Genomic DNA, 22,636 nt, shown 5'->3' with positions numbered 1-22,636 from the left:
CCTGGACGAAAACGGGTGCAGCGGAGATGCCGGGTGGACGACGCCCGGGGCCTCCCCGCCACCTCCGCGGGCCTTTCCCCCGACCCCGCCGAAAGGGACCGAGCCGCCATGCGCAGAACCAGAGCCGCTGCCGCCGCCGTCGTAGTCTCCCTCCTGTCCGCCGCCACCGCCTGCGGCGGAGGTTCGACGGGCACCGGGGGAGCTTCCAACACGGCCCCCGAGGAGCTCACCTACTGGGCCTCCAACCAGGGGGCCGACATCGCGGCCGACCAGGCGACGCTCGGCCCGGAGCTGAAGAAGTTCGAGCAGCAGACGGGCATCAAGGTCAAGCTCGAGGTGGTCCCCTGGGCGGACCTGCTCAACCGGATCCTCGCCGCCACCGCCTCGGGCCAGGGCCCCGACGTCCTCAACATCGGCAACACATGGTCCTCCTCCCTCCAGGCGACCGGGGCCCTGCTGCCCTGGGACGCCAAGAACTTCGACGCCATCGGCGGCCGCGACCGCTTCGTGGAGTCCGCCGTCGGCTCGGCCGGCGCCCCCGGCAAGGACCCGGCGGCGGTCCCGCTGTACTCGATGTCGTACGCGCTCTACTACAACAAGAAGATGTTCCGGGAAGCCGGCATCGAGAAGCCCCCGGCCACCTGGGACGAGATGGTCACCACCGGCCAGAGGCTGTCCAAGGACGGCAAGTGGGCCCTCGGCGCGGAGGGCGCGAACCTCTCCAACAACATCCACCAGGCCTTCGTCCTCGCCAAGCAGCACGGCGCGGAGTTCTTCGACGCCTCGGGCAAGCCCACCTTCGACAGCCCGGCCAACGTCGACGCGGTCAAGCAGTACGTCGACCTGATGGCCAAGGACAAGATCATCGCGCCCGGCAACGCCGAGTACGACAAGAACCAGTCCCTCCAGGACTTCGCCAACGGCAAGACGGCCATGGTCCTGTGGCAGAACGCCGCCACCACCTTCAAGGCGCACGGCATGAAGGAGGGCGACTGGGGCGTGGCCCCCGTCCCCGTCCCGGCCGGCGGCGCCCCCGGCACCGGGAAGAACACCAACTCCATGGTCGCGGGCATCAACATGGCCGTCTTCAAGAACACCGACAACATCGACGGCTCCCTGAAGTTTGTCAAGTTCATGACCAGCGACGAGGAACAGAAGATCCTCAACAAGGCCTACGGCTCCGTCCCCCCGGTCAAGACCGCCCAGAACGACGCCGCCTTCGCCGGACCGGACCTCACGGTGCTGCGCGACACCCTCGCCACCAGCGCCGCCCCGCTCCCTCAGGTCCCCGAGGAGTCCCAGTTCGAGACCGCCGTCGGCACCGCGGTCAAGGAGCTCTTCGCCGAGGCCGCGGCGGGCCGCCCGGTGACGACCGAGTCGGTGAAGGCGAAGCTCACCAAGGCCCAGCAGCAGATGTCGAGCTGAGCCCCCTCCCATGACCGCACCCACCACGCTCCCGCCCGACGCGAAGGCGGGGGGCCGCCCCGGCCGAGCCCCCGCCGGCGAGCGCCCCGGCCGGGTCCGCCGCCCCGGCCGGCTGCGCCGCACCGCACTGCCCTACCTCCTGCTGCTGCCCGCCCTCCTCCTCGAACTGCTCATCCACCTCGTCCCGATGGTCATGGGCATCACGATGAGCTTCCGTGAGCTCACCCAGTTCTTCATCCGCGACTGGACCGGCGCCCCCTGGACGGGCTTCGACAACTACCGACTCGCCGTCGACGTCAACCGGCCCGTCGGCGAGGCCCTCCTCGGGTCCTTCCTCACCACCTGCCTGTTCACCCTGCTCTCCGTCAGCCTGTGCTGGCTGCTGGGCACCGCCGCGGCCGTGTTCATGCAGGAGACCTTCCGCGGCCGCGGCATCCTGCGCGCCCTGTTCCTCGTCCCGTACGCCCTGCCCGTCTACGCGGCCGTCATCACCTGGGCCTTCATGTTCCAGCGGGACAACGGCATGGTGAACCACCTGATCCACGACCAACTGGGTCTCGGCGGCGCCGAGCACACCTTCTGGCTGCTCGGGGACAACAGCTTCTGGGCCCTGCTGACCGTCTCCGTCTGGAAGGGCTGGCCGTTCGCCTTCCTCATCGTGATGGCCGCCCTCCAGAACGTCCCCAAGGACCTCTACGAGGCCGCCGCGCTCGACGGGGCCGGCATCTGGCAGCAGATCCGCCGGATCACCCTGCCCTCCGTCGGCGCGGTCAACCAGGTGCTGATCCTGGTGCTGTTCCTGTGGACCTTCAACGACTTCAACACGCCGTTCGTGCTCTTCGGCAAATCCGCGCCCGAGGCCGCCGACCTCGTCTCCATCCACATCTACCAGTCGAGCTTCGTCACCTGGAACTTCGGCACCGGATCGGCCATGTCCGTCCTGCTGCTGCTCTTCCTCCTGCTGGTGACCGCCGGCTACCTCCTCTTCACCAGCCGCGGCAGGAAGGACGACCATGCCCGCTAGAGCGCGCAGCCCGCTCGACCCGCCCCTGTCCTTCCGGGCGGTCCGGGCCGTCTTCCTGACCCTGCTCTCCGGCTTCGTGCTGCTCCCCGTCTACGTGATGGTCACCAGCTCGCTCAAGCCGCTCAAGGACGTCGCCGGCGAGTTCCGGTGGATTCCCAGCGGGCTCACCGTCCGCCCGTACATCGACATCTGGCACACCGTGCCGCTCGCCAAGTACTTCGCCAACTCCCTGATCGTGGCCGGCGCCGCCACCGTCTGCTCGGTGGTCATCGCCGTCTTCGCCGCCTACGCGGTCAGCCGCTACCGCTTCCGCGGCAAGCGACTGTTCACCGTCACGGTGCTGTCCACCCAGATGTTCCCGGGCATCCTCTTCCTCCTCCCGCTGTTCCTGATCTTCGTGAACATCGGCAACAGCACCGGGGTGGCGCTCTACGGATCCCGCGGCGGACTGATCCTCACCTACCTCACCTTCTCCCTCCCCTTCTCCATCTGGATGCTCATCGGGTACTTCGACTCCGTCCCCCGCGACCTCGACGAGGCGGCCACGGTCGACGGCTGCGGCCCCCTCGGCGCGCTCTTCCGGGTCGTGATCCCCGCAGCGGTCCCCGGCATCGTGGCCGTCGCCGTGTACGCCTTCATGACCGCCTGGGGCGAGGTCCTCTTCGCCTCCGTCATGACGAACGACGCGACCCGCACCCTCGCCGTCGGCCTGCAGGGCTACTCCACGCAGAACGACGTGTACTGGAACCAGATCATGGCCGCCTCGCTCGTCGTCAGCATTCCCGTCGTCGCCGGATTCCTGCTGCTGCAGAAGTACCTGGTGGCCGGACTCACGGCAGGAGCCGTCAAATGACCCTTTCCGAAAGCCTCCCCATGACCGGCGCCCACGCCGTCGACCTCGCCGCCCTGCCCCGCGACTTCGCCTGGGGCACCGCGACCTCCGCCTACCAGATCGAGGGCGCCGTCGACGAGGACGGCCGCGGACCCTCCATCTGGGACACCTTCTCCCGCGTCCCCGGCGCCGTCGACGGCGGCCACACCGGCGACACCGCCTGCGACCACTACCATCGCTGGCAGGACGACATCGCCCTCATGCGGCAGCTCGGCACCAACGCCTACCGCCTCTCGGTCGCCTGGCCGCGCGTCCTGCCCGGCGGCGACGGCCCCGTCAACGCCAAGGGCCTCGACTTCTACGACCGGCTGATCGACGGCCTGCTCGCCGCCGGCATCGAACCCTCCGCCACCCTCTACCACTGGGACCTGCCCCAGGCCCTCCAGGACCGCGGGGGCTGGCCCGAGCGCGCCACCGCCGAGCACTTCGCCGCGTACGCCGCCCTCGTCGCCGAGCGCCTCGGCGACCGCGTCACCCAGTGGGCCACCCTCAACGAGCCCCTGTGCTCCGCGTGGATCGGCCACCTGGAGGGCAGGATGGCGCCCGGCACCGCCGACCTCACCGCCGCCGTCCGCGCCTCCTACCACCTGCTGCTCGGCCACGGCCTCGCCGCGCAGGCCGTCCGCGCCGCCGCACCCGGCGCCCGCATCGGCATCGTCAACAACCTCTCCACCGTCGAAGCCGCCACCGGCAGCGAGGCCGACCGCGCCGCCGCCCGCCGGATGGACGGACACGTCAACCGCTGGTGGCTCGACCCCGTCCACGGCCGCGGCTTCCCCGCCGACATGCGCGAGGTGTACGGCGTGGAGCTCCCCGAGCGCCCCGGCGACCTCGACACCATCGCCGCCCCGCTCGACTGGATCGGCCTGAACTACTACTTCCCGCAGGTGGTCACCGCGGACCCGCACGGCCCCGCCCCCTACGCCCGCCAGATCCAGCGGCCCGGCGCCCCCCGCACCGGCATGGACTGGGAGGTCGACGCCGACGGCCTGGAGACCCTGATCATGCGCCTCCACGAGGAGTACGGCTCCCAGGAGATCCGGATCACCGAGAACGGCTCCTCGTACCCCGACACCGTCGCCCCCGACGGCAGCGTCGACGACCCCGAGCGCACCGCGTACCTGACGGCCCACCTGGCCGCCTGCGCCCGCGCCGCCCGCCGCGGGGCACCCGTCGCCGGCTACTACGCCTGGTCGCTGCTCGACAACTTCGAGTGGGCCTACGGCTACGACAAGCGCTTCGGCCTGGTCCACGTCGACTACGCCACGCAGCGCCGCACGGTGAAGTCCAGCGGCCTCCACTACGCCGGAATCATCTCCGCCCACCGCTCCGCCTGACACCGCGCACGCCACGCCCGCCGCGCCCGCCCCGCCTCTCGGGGCGGGCGCGGCGTGCGTGGTGGGATGGGCCCGGGGCGGGGTCCACCACCAGACGGAGAGGTCGGGAACATGGCCGAGGCCACCATGCGGGCGATTGCCTACGAGACGTACGGCGGGACGGAGGTGCTCGCCGAGACGAGGCTCCCGGTCCCCAAGGTCGGCCCGGGCGAGGTCCTGGTCCGGGTGAAGTACGCGGCCGTCAACCCGGTCGACTGGAAGATCATGGCGGGCGGCCTCGACCCCCTCATGGACGTCGTGTACCCCGTGGTCCCCGGCTGGGACGTGGCCGGCACCGTGGAGCGCGTCGGCATCGACACCCCCGAGTACGCCGAGGGCGACGAGGTCATGGCGTACGCCCGCAAGGACTACGTGCACGGCGGTACCTTCGCGGAGTTCGTCACCGTTCCCGTACGGGCCCTCGCGCACAAGCCGGCCTCGCTGGGCTGGGCCGAGGCCGCCGGACTCCCCCTCGCCGGACTCACCGCCTACCAGGTGCTCACCCGCCTCGGCACCGGCGCGGGCGACACCGTCCTCATCCACGGCGCGGCGGGGGGCGTGGGCTCCCTCGGCGTCCAGATCGCCCGCGCCCTGGGCGCCAGGGTCATCGGCACCGCCTCCCCGCGCAACCACGACCGGGTCAGGGCGCTGGGCGCCGAACCCGTCGCCTACGGGGACGGCCTCGCCGATCGGGTGCGCGCCCTGGCCCCCGAAGGACCCACCGTCGTCGCCGACTTCGTCGGCGGGGTGCTGGACGTCACCCGGGAGGTGCTCCACGACGACGGCCGGCACGCCTCCATCGCCGACCCCACGGTGACGGGCTCGGGTGGCGAGTGGATGTGGGTCCGCCCGGACGGCGCCGACCTGGCGGAGCTGGGCCGCCTCGCCGACGCCGGCAAGCTCACGGTCACCGTCGCCGAGAGCTTCCCGCTCGCCGAGGCCGCGGCCGCCTTCGCCCTCAGCCAGGACGGCCACACCGCCGGCAAGATCGTCATCGAGGTCTGATCCCTCCCCCACGGGGTCCGCCCGGGCGTGCGGGACCGCGACCGAACGTCCGCGGGCGGGGGCCGGCCGGGCCGGCGGCGCTCCCGGGCGGCCGGAGCCGCACGCGCGGATCGCGTGCGGCGTCCCCGTCGCCGCGGGCCTCGCCGGACCGCCGCTCCGCGCCGTCCCGTACGCCGGCACCGCCCCCACCGACGGGACCCCGCGTCGCAGCGACCGCCGCCGACGACCGCGCGTTACGCTCGGCACCGGTCCGGCGCGACGGCGCGGCGGACGTCAGACCACGGGAGGGCGACACGGCCGCCGTCAACCGCGAACGCCTCACCAGGCTCCTCACGTTCTGGCTGCGTCCGGCCTTCACGCTCCGTGTCCTCAACCGCTTCCAGAAGGTCGCCGGATTCGACCGGTCGATGGCACTGGCGTCCAGTGCGCTGACCGCGTTCGTCCCGCTCGCGATCCTCAGCGGAGCCGTGCTCGACCTCGTGGGCGACCACGACGTCGCGGCCGACATCATCGACCGCTACGGGCTGACCGGCGGCGGCGCCGACGCCGTCACCGACCTGTTCGCCTCCACCGCCGACCCCGCCACGAGTACGGGAGTCGGCATCGTCGGCACGCTCTTCGTCATCATCTCGGTCCTGGGCTTCTCGCGCGCCGCGCAGCGCGTCTTCGAACAGGCATGGGACCTGAAGCCCCTGAGCGTGCGCAACACGCCGAACGGCCTGCTGTGGATCCTGTGCTCCGCCGTCTACCTCGCCCTGAGCGGCTGGGCGTCCGCGGTCCTCGACCGCGGACGGGTGGGCCTCGCCTCCGCCGCCTGCCAGGCCGTCCTGGCGACGGGCTTCCTCGTCCTGACCGGCCGGCTGCTCTCCTCGAAACGGCTCTCCTGGCGGGAGCTGCTGCCCTTCGGACTGCTGGCCGCCGCTCTCACCGCCTGCTACTCGGTCGGCGCGAGCATCTACCTCCCGCACCTCTTCAACACCTACGCCACCGACTACGGCGCCCTCGGGGCGGTCTTCGCCCTGATCTCGGCGCTCTTCGGCGCAATGCTCGTCGTCGTCGGAGCCGCCGCGCTCGGCCGGGAGGTGTACGACGAGCTCGGGCGGATCCGGGCCGGACAGCGTCCGCCGGACGACGAGGTGAGGCGCGAATGGGACGCCGTCGTCGAGGAGGTGCACTCGCGCTGGCGCACCGCCCGCCGACAGCTCTCCCCGCACCGCGGCAGGCGGCCGCCCCCCGGCTGAACCGCCGCCCCCGCGGCCCGGGCACCGGCGTCAGGAGGTGACGGTGGGGGCGGGCGGGGTCCAGCGGCGGGTGCGCGGGACGCCGGAGGACACTCCGAACTCCTTCTTCAGCTGCTCCGGAACGGCATAGTGCATCACGCGGCCGCGGGTGAGGGAGCTGAGCTCGAAGACGGCGGTGAGGTGGCCGATCCGGTCCAGTGCCCACGCGCCCAGGGGCGAGCGGTCCTCGATGGACTCCAGGACGCCGAGCAGGCTCGGCAGCGTCCTGACGACGGTGTCCCACGCCGTTCGGGGGACCCGCAGCCAGTCGGCGCTCGTGTCCCCGATGAGGTAGCGGATGAGTGCGCCGACGACGGGGTCGAAGAACGTGCCGGGCACCACCTCCTCGTACAGGTCCACCAGCTGGCGGGTCAGCAGGACGCCCTCCTCGCTCGGCCCCATGTGCCGGGTCATGTACAGGTCGAGGAAACGGCGCGCCTGCTCCAGGTCCTCGGGCGCGTGCTCCTGGTCGACCCCGAGCATCGCGCCGACCACCCGCCAGGCGTAGAAGTAGGCCTCCGCGCCGTCGACGCTCATGTGGATGTTCAGCCGGTGCAGGGAGTCCAGGACGAGCAGCGAGAAGAGCATCTGCCCGCCGATCATGTCCTCCTGGCAGATCGGCGTCCCCAGGCGCTCCACGTCCCAGCGGCCCTCCCGCTTCAGGTGGTGCCGGACGGACGCGTGCAGCAGCCGGACCTTCTGCGCCGCCGGGATGAAGCGGCTGCCGGCCTCGAAGGCGTCCGGCTGCATGAGGTAGACGGTGAACTGACCCGTCTCCGCCATCCGCTTCGAGGGGTACTTCAGCGCATGGGTGGCGCTCAGGAGCCCGGCGACGTGCGGGATCACGTAGCAGGCGGGCATGGACGCGAACGACAGGGCGGTCGAGATGTGCACGTTGTTGTCGAGGAAGAACAGCCGGGCCTTCTCCATCTCGCCCCAGTCCACCCAGGAGGGCGGGGCGCCCGTCGCGTGCAGGTACTCCCGCGCCACGTCGGGGAGGCCGTCGGGCAGGGGTGCTCCCGCGGTGGAGACGTAGCGCATCAGCGTGTTGAACTTCCCCACCTCGCCCCGCTCGAACAGGGCCGCGACGGTCGCGTCCGCGAGCTCGTCGCCCTTGTCCCGCAGGGCGTTCATGGCGGTGTCGGTGTAGGTCATCACAACTCCTTCGAGAGGCCGGACACGGCGCCGCACGGGACGAACGGCGCCGTGTGCTGCGGCGGGCTCCGGCCACCGGCCGCGGGGAACGCCCCGGCGGTGCGGTGCCCGCATCTTCAGTGGTGGCGGACGGCCGCCCCGTGCGCCAGTTCCGTCAGGGCCCGCACGGCGTCCGAGGGCATGCGGGCACCATCGAGCGCCTCCCCGGCCTCCCGGACGCGTGCGGCGATCATCTCCTCGACGCGCGCCGGGGCGCCCGACCGGCGCATGATGGCGCGCACCCGCTCCAGTTCCTCGCTGCCCAGCCGGTCGCGGCCCAGTACGCGGCGCAGTTCCCGCCGGTCGGTGGCGTCGGCGGCCCGCCAGGTCTCGGCCAGCAGGGCGGTGGGCCGGTGGGCGCGGATGTCGTCCAGGTTGTCCTTTCCGGTGCGTGCCGGGTCGCCGAAGAGGCCGAGCAGGTCGTCCCGCAACTGGAAGGCCTCGCCGAGCGGAAGTCCGTACCCGGAGAACGCCTCGCGCAGCCGGCGGTCGGCACCGCCCAGGGCGCCGCCGATCTGGAGCGGGTGCTCCACCGTGTACTTGGCGGTCTTGTACCGGATCACCTTCAGGGAGTCGGCAGTATCCGGGACGGAGCCGGTGCGCAGGATCTCCAGGCATTCCCCGGCGACCAGCTCCCGTGCCAGGGTCGCCCACAGCGGGCGCCCCCGCGCGAGATAGGCGCAGGGCAGTCCGCTCGTGGTGAAGAGCTCGCCGGCGAGCGAGATCAGCAGGTCCCCGACGAGCATCGCCAGCGAGCGGCCGGCCGCGTCGGCCCGGGGCCCCGGCGGCGTGCCGGCGCGCAGGGCGACGTGCGCGGTGGGCCGGCCGTGGCGGATCGGGCTGTCGTCGATGATGTCGTCGTGCACGACGGCCGCCGCGTGCACCAGCTCCATCGACGCCGCGGCGCGCAGCAGCGCGTCGCTGTCCGGCTGTCCGGTGGCCCGCCAGCCCCAGTAGCAGAAGGCCGCACGCAATCGCTTGCCGTGCGCCACCGCCGCGTCCAGCCGCCGGGCCACCGGTGCCAGGTCGGCGTCGATGGCGACGAGCCGCTCCGCCTCGCGGCCGACGAACCATTCCAGTACGCCGTCGACGCGCGACTTGAACGCGGCCGGCTCGTAGCGGTCAGACACCACCGGTCCCGGCGCGCCGCGCGGCGACTCGCCGTGCGAGCACTTCGAGGTGCGGCGGCGGGGCCGCGGCGTACCGGTCGAGCACGAGGCGCCCGCGGGCCTTGAGCTCCTGCCCGCCGTCCTGGGCCAGCTCGGCCACGTCACCCCGGCGCAGCAGTCCCCGGGCTCCGCCCACCAGGGAGGCGAGCCCGCTCAACGCGACGTCGGCGACACCGGCGAGCAGCAACACCGCGTCGTGCTCCGCCCCCTTGCCCTCCGTGGCCGGTCCGTGCGTCATCGCGGTCCTCCCTTTCCTGCCTCGCCGAACGGCTCGGCGCCGTCCGTCGGCGTGCCCCGTCCTCCAGCCTGGCCGACGGCGCCGGGAGCCGCCGGGGAACTCACCAACGGACGAAAGAGCGCGGATACGCCGCCGCGCCGGTCGTCGGCCTGGTAGGCGGTAGGCGGTAGGCGGTAGGCGCGGAGGCCGGCGCCGCGCGGCCGGCGGCTCCGGTGGTGCGCACCGCCGCCGCCGAGCCCCTCGGGAACGCGCCGAACCGCGCGCCGCCCGGCAGGGTGGGAGGGCGACGCGCGGAGTCCGGTCGGGCGGCCGGTTCAGGCATAGACCCCGAAGTGGAACAGCGAGTAGCCGTAGCCGGTGCCCCGCTGGGTCATCTCCAGGCGGACGTAGCGACCCGACGCGTTGATGTCGTGGTCGTCGATGCCGCCGTCACCCGTCGACGTGGCGTACGCGGTGCGCCAGTTCCGGCCGTCGTCCGACACCTTGACGGTGTAGGCCCTGCCGTAGGCGCCCTCCCAGACGAGCTGTACGTGCCGGAGCTGCTTCACCGACCCCAGGTCGACCTGGAGCCACTGGGGATCGGCCCAGGTGCTGGCCCAGCGGGTGGCGGTGTTGCCGTCCGTGGCCAGCCCCGGTGCGCAGGGGCAGCCGCCGTACCCGTCGTTCTGGAAGGTGGAGGCGGTCGTCGGGCGGCCACGGGCCACGTCCGTGCCGGAGACCGGCGGCGGGACGACCCGTACCGAACGCTGCTCCACGCCCACGTTCCCGCGGCCGTCCTTGGCCTTGACGTACAGCTTCCACACCCCGGTCCTGGCCGGAGCCGTGACCCTGAGGTTGCCGTTGCCCAGGTTGACCAGCGGGGCGGAGACGAGCCCGCCCCCGCCGTCGACGTACTTGCCGCCCCAGAGCAGCTCGTAGGCGAGCTGGTCGTTCTCGGGGTCCGTCGCCGGAGCCGAGACGACGATCTCCTTGCCGGCCGGGACCGCCCCCGCGTCGGGGACCGCGGGGACCGGGACGGTGGGCGGCAGGTTGTCGCCGGCCGGGTTGCCCCCGTACGCCCGCTTGACCGCGTGGTACATCTTGCGGCGCTCGCCGGCCGGGGTCAGGTTGAACCAGTGGCCGCCGAAGTCGTACTCGGTGCCGTAGTGGAAGACGGTCGCGCCGAGAGCGACCCCCTGGTGGCCCTTCACGCAGTTCCAGGCGTTGGTGTAGCCGTCCGCCTTCGCCTGGTCGCCGGGCTCCAGCGGTACGCCGTTGGCGTCGTTCGGCACCTCCCATTCGCCGGCCGGGCCGGTCTCGGTGACGATGTAGGGCTTGGTGTACCCCCCTTGCTGCCAGGCCTGCTTGATGCCGCAGGCCTCCTTGTAGGCGTTGACGGCGTACAGGTCCAGGTCCGGCGAGTTGCGCTTGTAGTACGTCCACGCGCCGACCCAGGCGTCCGTGGAGGTGACCGGGTGGTTCGCGTCGATGCGGTGGACGGCCTTCGCGACGTCGTTGACGAAGGTGGTGTAGGCGTTGCGCTGGTTATCCAGCTCGGCGCCGCCGTAGCAGTTCTGGAGGCCGAGGACGGACTCGTTGCCGACGTTCCACATCAGGACGGCCGGGTGGTCGCGGTAGGCCTGCACCCATGAGGTGAACTCGGCCGTCATGGTGTTCTTGTACGCGGTGTCGGTGACGTAGTCGGTGCAGCCGCCGCTGCCCGGTCCGCCGCCCGGCTGGAGCCAGAAGCCGGCCACGACCTTGATGCCGTTGGCCGCGGCCGCGTCGAGGAGCTGTCGGCTCGTGCCGTCGGTGCCCCAGGTGCGGATGGTGTTGGCCCCGAGGGACGTGACGTCCGGCAGCAGCCGTGCGGCGTCGGCGGGGGACGGACCCCAGGTGACGCCCTTGACGAGGTACGGCGAACCGTTGACCGTCAGCTGCCAGTTGCCCTGGGAGCCGGTCACCTTGACCACGCTGCCGGCGGCCTGTGCCGGAGCGGTGGGGAGTACGGTCACGGTGCCCGCGAGGAGGGCGGCCGTGACGAGGGAACGCATGCGGGAGTGCACGCGGGTACCTCCTGGGGGTGTGGTGGAGGGGGTCACGGGAGTCGGTAGTCCGGGCCCAGGACGCTGCCCGCGCCGGGGTGGTTCTGGTCGTAGCCGCGGGCGTCGCACTGGAAGCCGCCGTTGATGCAGCGGTCCACCATGGCCTTCAGCGTCCGGTCGTCCCAGGCGTTGAAGAAGTCGTAGTGGAAGGAGTGGCCGCTCCCGCTCGAGAGCCGGACCTGTGACATGTCACCGCTGACGGGGAAGGCCATCTTGAACTCGACCATCGGGACGGCCACCGGGTGGCTCGCCGGGCACACGTTGTCGTTGCTGCCGGGCTTCACCACCGGGTAGGCCATGTGCGCCTTGTGGTCGGGTGTGTCCAGGAACCTGCCGTCCCAGCAGCTCGGCGACTGCATGCGGATGTTCAGCTGGGTGCCGGCGGGGCAGTTCGCGGGGAACTCGGTGTTCTTGAAGCTGTCGCCGCACTCCCAGCCCTCGACCCAGCCGGGGTGGCCGCGGAACTCGGCCGCCGTCTGCGTCGGGCTGCCGACGAGGAAGCGCAGCCCCTTGGGGAACGGGCGCACGCTCTTGTAGTCGGTGACGCCGGTCTTGTAGTAGATCACCTGCGGCCCGGTCGGCAGGACGGGCCGGTTGCCGTTGTAGAGCGTGGGCATCCAGTACCCGGAGAGGTCGCCGGGGGCGTTGCAGGCCGTCCTGCCCGCGCCGAGCGAGGCGGTGGTGCTGAAGGCGTCGGTCGTGGTGTTGCCCATGAAGGTGTGGTTGTGGGAGGCGCCGGGCCGGCCCGCGTAGACGATCGGGTCGTCGGACGCGGTCTTGGTGACGGCGCAGTTGGCCTGGAACTCGTGGAAGTACCGGTCCGGGGGGTTCGCCCAGGACGGGGTGACCCCCGTGACCGGCGGCACGGCCGGGATGTACCCGTCGCCGTCCGGGTCGTCGCCCCCGGCGAGGGGGGCGGCGGCGTGGTTCATGGCGGCGTGCACGGCCGTGCCGGTGTCGGGGGAGGCCTGGGCGGTCAGGGCGAGGCCGCCGAGGCCTGCGGCGGCGGTCGCGGCGATGGCCATCGAGACCAGCGCGGCGGACAGGGTCCGCGGTCGGAGTTTCATTTCTGCGGCTCCTTCGATGGGGCGGGGCGGGGGAGCGGGCGGATGGGACGGCGAGGCGGGAGAGCGCTCTCTCACGTGGCCCGGAAAACGCGGGGCGGCCGCCGGGCCGCCCCGCGTCCTGCCGGGGGTCAGGGGTGGATCAGGGGAACGAGACGATGGTGGAGGGGACGGTCGAGGTGCCCGAGGTGGGAGCGCCGATGCCGTTGATGACGTGCTCGTACTGGCCGTTGCCGCCGAGCGAGACCACGAGCAGGTCGTGGAACCTCACGCCCGGCTTCACCGGTGCCTGGAAGCCGTGCTCCTGACGGATCGTCGGGTCCACGTTGTAGTAGCAGTAGCTGCCCAGGCCCCAGCCCTCGTGGGTGTTCACCGAGTCGGCGACCTTGTAGGCCGCGTAGCCCTTGATCGAGCCGTTCTGGATCGCGGCCTGGTTCGGGGCGTCGTACGCCTTCTCGTTCTGGAAGAAGATCGTGCGGCCGCGCTCGCCGTTCCACTCCACGTCGTACTTGTTGAAGTGCTCGACGAACAGACCGGTGGCGAGCACGTCGTCGCCGTTCACCCGGAACCCGTAGTCGGAGCGGTTGGTCTCCCAGCCCACTCCGTCGCCGTGGTCGGCCCGCCAGATCCAGGTGTGGTCGACGATCGTGTCGTCGTTGTTGATCACCATGCCGAGGGTGGCCTTGCCCGCGCCCGCGCCGCCGACCCGGATGAAGACGTCCTGGACGGTGGTCGGGTTGGCGGCGTGGTCGGCGGAGGCGGTGGCCGGGCCGACCTCCAGCAGGCTCGGCGAGTTGACGGTGCCCGCGTCGATGAGGAAGCCGGCGAGCTTCACGCCGTCCACGTCGGCGACCTTCATGGCGGTGATGCCGTTGTCCGGGATGATCGTGGCGAGGCCCAGGCCCAGCACGACCGTGTCCGGGCGGTTGACCTGGATGGTCTGGTTCACGTGGTAGACGCCGGGGGTGAAGAGCAGGTGGAGCCCCTGCGCCAGCGCCGCGTTGATCGTCGCCGCGCTCGCGCCCGGCTTCACCACGTAGAACTGGCTCAGCGGGATCGAGCTGCCCTGCGGCGCGCCGTTGCCCCAGGAGGTGCCGCGGGCGTTGGTGCGCTTGGCCGGGACGAAGACCTTGTAGTCGGCCCCGTCCAGGTAGAGGAAGGGCTTCTCGCGGGAGACGGGCGTGGTGTCCAGCGTGGTGTACGGCGGGTTCGGGTACGACTGCGCCGGAGCGCCCTGGGTGCCGGAGAAGACCTGGTTCCACACCGCGTTGGACCAGCCGCCGATCGAGCTGTCACGGGTGTACCACTGCTGCTGCGAGTAGTTGCCGACCTGGCCGTCGACCTTGGAGTCGGCGATGTAGCCGCCGGAAGCCCAGCCGTAGCCGTTGGGGGCCAGGTTGAGTCCGCCCTTGACGTGCATCCGGCGGAACGGCGCGGCCTGCGAGACCGCCCAGCGGTTGGTGCCGTTGACCGGGTTGAGCGCGAGGTTCTCGGCCGAACGCCAGAAGTTCTGGGTGGCGTTGCCGCCGAACCAGCCCGCGTCGACGGTCACGTCGCCGTTGATGGTGGTGTCGTCGGGATTCAGGCCGAGGCCCGAGATGGAGGTGTAGAAGCCGATCTGCGCGTTGAGCCCGTTGTAGGTGCCGGGCTTGAAGAGGAACTGGTAGCGCCCCGAGCCGAACTGCGCCGACTCCTGCTGGGCGAAGACCTGGTCCAGCCTGGCCTGGATGTTCGGAGTCGACGGGTCGAAGACGATCACGTTGGGTCCGAGGTCGCCGCCGCCGGGGATGACCGGACCGGTGCCGGTGGTGCCGTAGACCTGGAACTCCCAGAGCGAGTAGCCGTATCCGGTGGTGCGCTGGGTCCCGTACACCCGCACGTACCGGGCGGTGCCGGTGACGTCGTGCGCGACCGTCCCGCCGGCCCCGGCGGTGGTCGAGTAGGCGGTGGACCAGGTGCTGCCGTCGGTGGACAGCTCGACGCGGTACGCCTTGGCGGCCGCGGCCTCCCAGCGCAGCACCACCTGGCTCAGCTGGGCGGGGGCGCCGAGGTCGACCTGTATCCACTGCGGGTCGGCGAACTGGCTGGACCAGCGGGTGCCGTTGTCGCCGTCCACGGCCGCGCCGGCCGGTGTACCGGCGCCCTCCGTGCTGGAGGCGGTGGCGGGCTTGCCCTGCGAGAGCAGCACGGGCGCCGCGTGGGCGGCGCTGCCGGGGAGCAGCACGAGGAGGGCCGCGATCAGCGCGGAGGCGAGCGCCGCGACGGCGAGCCGCGGCGGGCGATCGGAGAGGAGGGCCATGCGGGGGGCTCCTGACGTCATGAATCCGGGGGATTGAAGCGTGAGTGAACTGCCCGCCGGGGTGGCCGTCAAGAGTTTGCGCGTTCATGAACTGAAGACCAAACGGTGTGTCAATTGGGCGCCATGCCTGTGAACTTGGGGTTTCTTCAATCCTTGTGAAAAGTGTTGACGAAAAAACCCGTCAGCGCTCTACTGATGCTCCTGACCACTCCGTCCCGCCGCGCCCGCCGCGCGGGGCGGAGTCGGGAAGGCGCGGGCACTGTTCGAGAACTGTCCACGATCCCGGCCGGGGCGTCACCATGCGTTCGCTACTCGTCGCCATGCGGATTCCGTGTCGACGCCGTCTGCTCCCGATTCCTGCGTCTTCACGCGTTTCGGGTGTCCGGTTCATACCTCTGGGTGAGGGGGGCGCCTTCGGGGACGTTTGCCGCATCCGCCTTCCCTACCGTGGGCCGCGGGGTGACGGTCGTCGCCGAACACCGCGCCGTCTCACGCTTGGGGTACACCGTGCAGCACATGACGTCGCTCTGGCGGCGCCTGCAGTACCAGTTCGACAATCTGGTGTCCCGCGGCACCACCGCCCTCATCGGCTGGCTGGTCCTGGCCTGCCTGGGCGCCGTGGTCCCCGCGAGCGTGGTCCTGGTGTGGACCGACCCCCAGCCGCCGGCCACGCTGTCCGGCCGACTGGAGGCGGTGTGGGTCAGCGTCGGCCAGACGCTGAAGATCGGCGGAGCGGTCGGCTCCCCGCTGTACGTCCTGGCGTCCGTCCTCCTGGCACTGGTCGCCCTGCTGTTCGTGTCGACTCTGGTCAGCATCATCACCACCGGCATCAACCAGCGGATCCTGGAGCTGCGCCTGGGCTACTCCACGGTGCTGGAGGCGCAGCACACCGTCCTGCTGGGCTGGTCCGACCAGGTCTTCCCGGTCATCGCCGAACTGGTGACGGCCAACTCCAACCGGCCCCGCGCGACCGTCGCCGTCCTCGCCCCCAAGGACAAGGTGGAGATGGAGGAGGAGATCGGCGCCCGCACCACCGCCACCGGCACGACCCGGATCGTCTGCCGCAGCGGCTGCACCACCGACCCGGCCGTCCTCGCCCGGGTGAGCCCGCAGACCGCGAAGGCCGTACTCGTCCTGCCCCCCGGCGAGGACGACGGCGACACCCACGTGGTCAAGACGCTCCTCGCCCTCAACGCGGTCGAGCCCGGGCCCGGCGGCGCCGTCGTGGTCGCCGCCGTCCGCGACGCCCGCAACCACGTCACCGCGGCGCTGGCCGCCGGACCGCGCGGACGCGTCCTCGCCATCGACGAGATCATCGCCCGCCTCCTCGTGCAGACCGCCCGGGAGCCCGGCCTGTCCCTCGTGTACCAGGAACTGCTCGACTTCGAGGGCGACGAGTTCTACACCGTCCCTGCGGGCGCACTCGCCGGACGCCCCTTCGGCGAAGCCCTCCTCGCCTTCACGGAGTCCTCGGCGGTGGGCCTGCTGCGCGAAGGCGACGTGGTCGCGCTCAACCCGGACCCCGGTACCACGGTCCTAGCCGGCGACCGGATCATCGTCATCGCGGCCGACGACGACGCCGCCGTGCCGCAGGACGCGGCCCCCTTCGTCGACGAGGAGGCGGTCGTCACGGCGCGGGCGGAGCTCCCCGCTCCGGAACGGCTGCTCCTGCTGGGCTGGAACCGCCGGGCCCACCTCGTCGTGGAGCAGCTCGCGTCCTACGTCAGCGCCGGCACCAGACTGGACGTCGTCGCCCCGGGGGACGAGGCGACACGGCGCGACGCCTACGACATCTCGGCGGCCCAGGGCCACCTCGAGGTCGCCTTCCACACCGGGGACACCACCGACCCCGGCGTCCTGGAGCGGCTGGACGTGCCCTCGTACGACAGCGTCATCGTCATCGGGGACAGCGGCCCGACCCCTGGCGGCGGCCCTGCCGCCGGCGCCGCTCCCGCCCTCACGCCGGGGACGGCAGCGGACGACAGGACCCTGGTGACGCTGCTGCACCTGCGGGCGATCGAGGAGGCCACGTGCCGGGACATCTCCCTCACCACCGAGATGTCGGACGACCGCAACCGGCTGCTCGCACCCGCCCGGGAGGGCGCCGACTTCATCGTCAGCGGCCGTCTGATCAGCCTGCTGATGGCCCAGATCTCGGAGAGCCCCTACCTGGCCGGCCTCTTCGACGAGCTGTTCCGGGCGGAGGGGAACGAACTGCACCTCAAACCGGCCGCCGACTACGTCCGGACGGGAGAGGAGGTCCCCTTCGCCACGGTCGTCGCCTCGGCGGGCCGCCGCCGCGAGTGCGCCGTCGGCTACCGGCTGCGCGCGGAGGCCGCGACGGGCCCCGCGTACGGCGTCCGGATCAATCCGGACAAGCGCCGACCGGTCCGCTTCACCGAGGACGACTGGGTGATCGTGCTGGCGGAGGACTGAACGAGCCGCCGCCCCCCCCCCCCCCGCCGACCGGCCGCCCGAACGAACGACCGCATCCACATCGGCATCCGCATCCTTGCGCATCCCCGGTTCCGGCCCGGAACGAGGAGCCGCCGGGCCCGGCGGCCGTGCACGGCAACGGTTGGATCTCGGAACGCCCGCCGGCAGTGGCGTTTCCCGCGTCAGGACGTTGTCCTTGACGTGGAAGAGGACGGAACACTGTTCGCGCGGGCTTCGCTCGACGGCGAGATCTGGCGGGATGCGCTCGTGCACGGCGAGGAGTGCGCGTGGTGCCGCGAGCTGCGGGACCCCCCGGCTACGGAGGGCGGCGGAGCGGGGCGCCCGGCGGGGCCGGGCACGGAGGTGGACCGGGGCTGGATGGTCGCCGTGTCCGCGGTCACCGTGATCGCGGCCCTGCTCGCCGCCCTGCTGAACTGACCCGGAGCGGCGGGCGCCCGCGGCCCGCTGCCGCGGCCGGCCGTGCGACCTGTCGGCCCGCCGAGTGACCCGGCGGCCGGCCGTGCGACCTGTCGGCCGGGTGCGCGTTCGCTCGGCTCCGGGGAGCGTCGCGCACCCGGGCGGGGCCCTATGCGGCTTCCCCCAGCACCTCGTCGCGCCGACGGGCCGACCGGAGGGCGTCGGCCCACCAGACGAGGTCGTCCAGCATCGTCGTCACCGCCCGCTCGGACGCGACGGTGTCGTGCGGCAGCCCCTCCTCGTCGAAGGGGAACTGATGGAAGCTGACCGTCTCGCGGATGGTGGCGGCGTGCAGCTCCGCGAAGACCGGACGCAGCTGCTCGACGGCGCGCAGGCCCCCCGACAGCCCGCCGTAGGAGACGAAGCCGACCGGCTTGCGGGCCCAGACCCGCCCGGCGACGTCGATCGCCTGCTTCAGCGACGCGGGGAAGGAGTGGTTGTACTCGGGGGTGAGCAGCACGTAGGCGTCCGCCTCGGCGAGGCTCTCGATGAAGGCCCGCCCGCGCGGCCCCGGATCGGGGGTCCAGTGGGCCGGGAGGTCGGCGTCGACCAGGTCGAGGACGGTGAGCTCGATGTCGGTACGGGCAGCGGCGACGCCCGCGATCCAGCGGGCGAGCGTCGGCCCGAACCGCCCTTCGCGGGTGCTGCCGATGACGAGTGCGATGCGCAGTGGTGAAGTCATGACCCCATGTGTAGGACGTCAAGTCCACTTGAGGTCAAACGCCCGCTCCGGCCGGGCCCGTCGCCGACGCGGACCGCCACCGGGCGGCGGGGCACGGTCAGGCCCGGCCGCCGAAGCCCCAGGATTCGATGTCGCGGTAGTGGATCGGCCCCGGGCCGCGGCCGATGTTGCTGCCGACCAGGTGGAGGCGGTCGGCCGGCCACCGGCGGCCGGTGAAGGGTGCCAGGGTCGCGGCGATCTCCACGGCGCAGGTCGGATCGTCCCGGCGGGCGCGGGCCAAGGTCAGGTGGGGGCGCAGCGGTCGGTCCTCGAAGGGGACACCGCACTCCTTGACCACGCCGCGCACCTCGGTGGCGAGCAGGTGCAACCCCTCGACGTCCCCGTCGATCCCGGTCCACAGCACCCGCTCGCCGAAGTGGCCGCCGCCGCGCAGCGCCAGGCTCACGGGCCGGCGCGCCGCCGCGAGGTCCGCGAGCGGCGGGCGCAGCAGGGGGACGGCCCCGACCGGGAGCTCTCCGAGGAACGCCAGGGTGATGTGCCAGTCCTCGATGCGGTTCCAGCGCATGCGCGGGTACGCCGCGTAGGCGGGGCCGAGCTCCCGCGCCAGTTCCTCCTTCGCGTCGTCGGGAGGGGCGAGGGCGATGAAGACGCGGATGGTCGCGGGCCGGAGCTGTTCGTTCACAGAGGACTTCGTACCCTGCCCCGCCGATTCCGTCATCTTCCATCCCCGGGCCCCCAGGCCGGGACCCGTCACCTGGCCCGGGATGGGACCCGTCACCGCCGGGATTCGAACTCCACGGTGGCCTCCACCCCGAAGTGGTCGGAGACGAACAGCCCGCCCGGACCGGCGGTGTCGCCGCGCAGCGCGGCCCGTGCCACGCGCGCCCCGGCCGAGCCCAGCAGGATTCGGTCCAGCCGCTCGGCCCGGCCGGACAGAGAGCCCACCGCGGCCAGCGGATTGGCCGCCGGGTCGAAGGTGGGGGTCCCGTCGGCGGCGCCGTGCACCTCGCTCCAGGCGTCCCGCAGCCCCAGCGCCGCCGCGGGCCCGTCCGCCCCGGCCCGGCCGTCGTTGAAGTCGCCGAGCAGTGCGACCCCGGCCCGGGCCTCGGCCTCGAGGCCGCCGAAGCCCTCGGCGAGCAGGGCCAGTTCGGCCGTGCGCCGGGCCTCGCCGTTCTCGGTGTGGTCGCTGGTCAGGTGGGTGGCGGCGACGACCAGCGGGCCCGCCGCGGTGTCCACCGTGACCGCGGTGACCGCCTTGTGCGGGCCGAGCGCGTGCAGCCCCGCCTCCCGCACCGGCAGCCGGCTCAGCACCAGCAGTCCGTACCGGGCGACGTCCCGGGCCGCCGGGTCCGACCCCAGGGTGTACCCGGCGCGCACCCACGGCGCCGCCAGGAGCATGCCGAGCAGCTCGGGCTCCACCTCCTGGAGCGCGATGACGTCGGCGTCGGCGGCCGCCAGGTCGGCCAGCAGCAACGGCCTGCGCCGGGCGGTGGAGATGCGCGGGGCGTCGTACCGGTCCCAGAGGGTGTTCCAGGTCAGCAGCCGCACCCGGTCGGGGGCGCCCGCCGCGCTCCCCGCGCCGTCCTGCGGGCCGTACCGGGGGCCGGTCCGCGCGGGCCGCCAGGAGCCGGTGCCCGCCGGGTCCCAGGCGCAGGGGGTCCGGGCGGTGAAGTACGGCGCCCGCAGGAGCCGCGGCTCGCGCACGCGCCCCGCCGCGGTCGCGTCGATCCGGTCCACGCCCGAGGCCCGGTCCCACACCAGCTCGCCGTCCGCCTCGACGAACAGCACCCGGTGCCAGGGCACGTCCCCGTGGGGCACGAAGGACGGCAGCGGTACGCGCTTGGGGCCGGCCCCCCGCTGGAGCACCCCGAGGACGAACCGCGCCGGGTCGAAGCGGGGGTCCCAGCGGACCCGGTGGTAGAGCTCCTCGCTCGTGCGCATCAGTGGTCCCCTCCGGCCGCCGCCAGGCAGCCCGCGGTGTCCTCGACGCACCCGTCCGCGCCTATGTACCACGTGCGGTGCGCCTGGCCCGGATAGGGCGGGGCGAACCGGTGCAGCTGTGCGCTCAGCACCTGGGCCGGCACGGGATGGGCCCGCACGGCATTGCGCCGCAGCAGTTCCTCCTCGCCCACCAGCACCACGGCGTGTGTGACCAGCGCGTCGCGGCGCCGGGCGACCGAGCCGGCCAGCCCGCGCTGCTGGTCGGTGAGCGACGTGGCGTCCCAGACCACGGTGCCGCCCCGGGCCAGGGCGGCGTCCAGCCGGTCCAGCCCCGCGCTCAGCACCCGCGCGTTGGCCCGCTGGTCCGTACGGGAGCCCCGGGCGCCGCGCAGGTCGTCGAGGCCGATGTACGTGTCCACGCCGGGCAGTCCGCGGCCGAAGGTGCTCTTGCCGCTCCCGGACGGGCCGGAAAGCTGCACCAGCCGGGGGAACGCCCCCTCGCGCCACCGCCAGGTCGCCGCCACCGCCTCCTCGGCGCCGCCCGGGCCGAACGCGGCGCCGGAGCCCGAGGGGAACCCCGAGCCGAACCCGGCGCCCGCGCCCGCGGCTGCGTCCGGACGGGTTGTCCGCCCGGAGCCCGAGAGCCTGCCCTGCGCGAACGCGCGCCGCGCCTCCGCCCAGCAGCGGTCCGCCGCGTCGGCGTCGAGCCCGGACAGCGCCCCGCGCAGACCCTCCCGCAGGAAGCCCAGGGGGTCCGGTCCCAGCAGTCCCGCCTCCTCGGCGTGGAGCGCGGACCATTCGACGCACTCGCGGGCCTCGGCACCGTCAGCGTCCCCGGGCCCGTCGGGAGCCACCGCCCAGGCGAGCGCGTGCAGCACCCCCAGGTCGACCGCCGCGGCCATCCGGACCAGGCCGGCCCGCCGCTCGGCGTCCGGGAAGGGCCGACGGAGGTACGGGTACAGCCCCACCAGGTCGGCGACCCGTCGCGCCAGCGGCATCCCCAGGGGCCCCGCCGCGAGCCGCGCCGCGATCCGGGCCCGCGGCGCCCGGTGCAGTGCGGCGGCCAGCACGGCGGTCAGCCGGGCGTCTCCGGTCCGGCCCAACCCGTCGACGCGCGAAGCGACTTCGGCGACCAGGGAGGCGTCGGCGTCGCCGTCCGGGCGCCGCTCGCCCGCGCCGTCCAAGCCCTCCAAGCCCTCCAAGCCCTCTGTGTCGTCCGTGCCGTCCGTGCCGTCCGTTCCGTCCCCGGTTCCGGCCGCCCCCACCGCGCCCAGCAACTCCGCCACATCGGCCCCGGCCCCCGACCGCACCGCCCACAACGGGGCCGTCGGACCCAGACCGTTGGGCACCACCTGCGCGAACATCCAGTGCGTGTCGGTCCGTACGTGGCCGCCCCGCACCCACTTGGCCACGTACCGGCCGAAGTCCGCGCGGCCGAAACCGTCCACGGTCCGTACGACGTAGCCCTCCTGCCGGGCCGTGTCGACCTTCAGTCTGCGCAGGGCCCGCTCGTCGAAGGCGCCCCGCCACAGCACGCGCGGGGTGGGCACCCCCAGGCCGTGCAGGAACCGTACGGTCCGGTCCCAGTCCAGGCAGTGCTCCCCGTCCCACACCGAGAAGCCGTAGAACCAGCTGTCCAGGTGCTCGTAGGCGAGCGAATGCCGGGCGTAGAGGTTCTCCCCGCACACCCGCCGACCGGGCGGGATGGCTGCGCCGATCCGGCCCTGGAGGCCCTTGACCCAGGCCCGCGAAGGATGGTGGGCTGAGTCGGGTGACCGCGCGTGCAGTCCGTCCGCGTACAGCGTGGTGTTCTCGCCGTCGAGCTTCTCGGTCACCACGACCTCGCGCCCGGCCATCCCGGCGAGTCCGGTGGCCCGCACGTCGTCCGCGGCCGCGCCCGGGGACCAGGGCACGTGTGCGGTACGGGGATAGGGGGTGCGCATGGTTCCGCTCCTGCTCGACGACCCGGTGCCCCGTCACTGTAGGTATCCGGAGCGGCCGCAACCACCCAATATCCCCGGGCCGCGGGCGTGCCGTGCCGCTCCCGCGG

At 72.8% G+C, this 22,636-nt stretch carries 17 protein-coding genes and 1 pseudogene; 8 read left to right on the top strand and 10 right to left on the bottom strand.

Annotated elements, in window-relative coordinates; genetic code table 11:
* The first annotated feature begins 108 nt into the window (after positions 1 to 108).
* The 6 genes from ACFWU6_RS00585 to ACFWU6_RS00560 all read left to right on the top strand — a co-directional run bounded on the left by ACFWU6_RS00585 (position 109) and on the right by ACFWU6_RS00560 (position 6,963).
* On the top strand, positions 109 to 1,425 hold the full coding sequence (locus tag ACFWU6_RS00585; RefSeq protein WP_383804376.1) for an ABC transporter substrate-binding protein: 1,317 nt from the start codon (positions 109 to 111) through the stop codon (positions 1,423 to 1,425).
* Positions 1,426 to 1,435: 10 nt separating this feature from the next.
* Entirely contained in the window at positions 1,436 to 2,449 is a 1,014-nt protein-coding gene (locus tag ACFWU6_RS00580; protein ID WP_383804378.1) for a carbohydrate ABC transporter permease, read from the top strand.
* Positions 2,439 to 3,302 (top strand): carbohydrate ABC transporter permease, encoded by an 864-nt coding sequence (locus tag ACFWU6_RS00575; protein ID WP_383977058.1) that lies wholly within the window; start codon positions 2,439 to 2,441, stop codon positions 3,300 to 3,302. The genes ACFWU6_RS00580 and ACFWU6_RS00575 overlap by 11 nt, the downstream gene beginning before the upstream one ends.
* Positions 3,299 to 4,678 carry a GH1 family beta-glucosidase gene (locus tag ACFWU6_RS00570; protein ID WP_383977055.1) on the top strand — a complete coding sequence of 460 codons (1,380 nt, stop codon included), beginning with the start codon at positions 3,299 to 3,301 and terminating at the stop codon, positions 4,676 to 4,678. The genes ACFWU6_RS00575 and ACFWU6_RS00570 overlap by 4 nt, the downstream gene beginning before the upstream one ends.
* Positions 4,679 to 4,804: 126 nt before the next feature.
* Complete coding sequence (locus ACFWU6_RS00565; RefSeq protein WP_383804410.1) at positions 4,805 to 5,722, top strand: NADP-dependent oxidoreductase; 918 nt, start codon at positions 4,805 to 4,807, stop codon at positions 5,720 to 5,722.
* A 341-nt stretch (positions 5,723 to 6,063) separates the two neighbouring features.
* Positions 6,064 to 6,963, top strand: coding sequence for a YihY/virulence factor BrkB family protein (locus ACFWU6_RS00560; protein WP_383977253.1), 900 nt, complete (start codon positions 6,064 to 6,066; stop codon positions 6,961 to 6,963).
* A 30-nt stretch (positions 6,964 to 6,993) separates the two neighbouring features.
* On the opposite strand, the gene ACFWU6_RS00555 is transcribed toward ACFWU6_RS00560, so the two are convergent.
* From ACFWU6_RS00555 to ACFWU6_RS00530, 6 genes are all read right to left on the bottom strand, one after another.
* Complete coding sequence (locus tag ACFWU6_RS00555) at positions 6,994 to 8,157, bottom strand: oxygenase MpaB family protein (RefSeq protein ID WP_383977052.1); 1,164 nt, start codon at positions 8,155 to 8,157, stop codon at positions 6,994 to 6,996.
* Positions 8,158 to 8,273: 116 nt separating this feature from the next.
* Positions 8,274 to 9,329: a polyprenyl synthetase family protein gene (locus ACFWU6_RS00550; RefSeq protein ID WP_383804387.1), complete on the bottom strand. Its 1,056-nt coding sequence runs from the start codon at positions 9,327 to 9,329 to the stop codon at positions 8,274 to 8,276.
* A complete protein-coding gene (locus ACFWU6_RS00545; protein ID WP_383804389.1) occupies positions 9,319 to 9,603 on the bottom strand; it encodes a polyprenyl synthetase in 285 nt (94 codons plus the stop codon). Before ACFWU6_RS00545 ends, ACFWU6_RS00550 begins: the two co-directional genes overlap by 11 nt.
* A 314-nt stretch (positions 9,604 to 9,917) precedes the next feature.
* The gene (locus ACFWU6_RS00540; protein ID WP_383977250.1) at positions 9,918 to 11,636 is read right to left on the bottom strand and encodes a discoidin domain-containing protein; all 1,719 of its coding nucleotides are present in this window, start codon (positions 11,634 to 11,636) and stop codon (positions 9,918 to 9,920) included.
* Between the two features lie 44 nt (positions 11,637 to 11,680).
* A complete protein-coding gene (locus ACFWU6_RS00535; protein ID WP_383977049.1) occupies positions 11,681 to 12,754 on the bottom strand; it encodes a DUF1996 domain-containing protein in 1,074 nt (357 codons plus the stop codon).
* Positions 12,755 to 12,893: 139 nt separating this feature from the next.
* A complete protein-coding gene (locus tag ACFWU6_RS00530) occupies positions 12,894 to 15,050 on the bottom strand; it encodes a discoidin domain-containing protein (RefSeq protein ID WP_383804393.1) in 2,157 nt (718 codons plus the stop codon).
* A gap of 516 nt (positions 15,051 to 15,566) precedes the next feature.
* Between ACFWU6_RS00530 and ACFWU6_RS00525 the strand changes: the two genes are divergently transcribed.
* Together ACFWU6_RS00525 and ACFWU6_RS00520 are read left to right on the top strand one after the other, a co-directional pair.
* The gene (locus ACFWU6_RS00525) at positions 15,567 to 17,486 is read left to right on the top strand and encodes an NAD-binding lipoprotein (RefSeq protein ID WP_383977047.1); all 1,920 of its coding nucleotides are present in this window, start codon (positions 15,567 to 15,569) and stop codon (positions 17,484 to 17,486) included.
* A gap of 201 nt (positions 17,487 to 17,687) precedes the next feature.
* Positions 17,688 to 17,924: a hypothetical protein gene (locus ACFWU6_RS00520; protein ID WP_383804397.1), complete on the top strand. Its 237-nt coding sequence runs from the start codon at positions 17,688 to 17,690 to the stop codon at positions 17,922 to 17,924.
* 148 nt (positions 17,925 to 18,072) lie between these two features.
* On the opposite strand, the gene ACFWU6_RS00515 is transcribed toward ACFWU6_RS00520, so the two are convergent.
* The 4 genes and pseudogenes from ACFWU6_RS00515 to ACFWU6_RS00500 form a co-directional block, all read right to left on the bottom strand.
* On the bottom strand, positions 18,073 to 18,645 hold the full coding sequence (locus ACFWU6_RS00515; RefSeq protein ID WP_383977044.1) for an NADPH-dependent FMN reductase: 573 nt from the start codon (positions 18,643 to 18,645) through the stop codon (positions 18,073 to 18,075).
* Positions 18,646 to 18,742: 97 nt separating this feature from the next.
* On the bottom strand, positions 18,743 to 19,363 hold the full coding sequence (gene thpR, locus ACFWU6_RS00510; protein ID WP_383977041.1) for an RNA 2',3'-cyclic phosphodiesterase: 621 nt from the start codon (positions 19,361 to 19,363) through the stop codon (positions 18,743 to 18,745).
* A 77-nt stretch (positions 19,364 to 19,440) separates the two neighbouring features.
* A pseudogene (locus ACFWU6_RS00505) lies at positions 19,441 to 20,586 on the bottom strand (RNA repair domain-containing protein); the annotation flags it as partial.
* Positions 20,586 to 22,529 carry an RNA ligase family protein gene (locus ACFWU6_RS00500; protein WP_383977038.1) on the bottom strand — a complete coding sequence of 648 codons (1,944 nt, stop codon included), beginning with the start codon at positions 22,527 to 22,529 and terminating at the stop codon, positions 20,586 to 20,588. The gene ACFWU6_RS00500 and the pseudogene ACFWU6_RS00505, both read right to left, overlap by 1 nt.
* Positions 22,530 to 22,636 lie beyond the last annotated feature (107 nt).

Origin of the sequence: Streptomyces sp. NPDC058674, from assembly GCF_042716505.1 — a bacterium.
In the GTDB taxonomy this organism is placed as follows: Bacteria; Actinomycetota; Actinomycetes; order Streptomycetales; family Streptomycetaceae; genus Streptomyces.
This window is presented reverse-complemented; position numbering and strand designations above follow the sequence as displayed.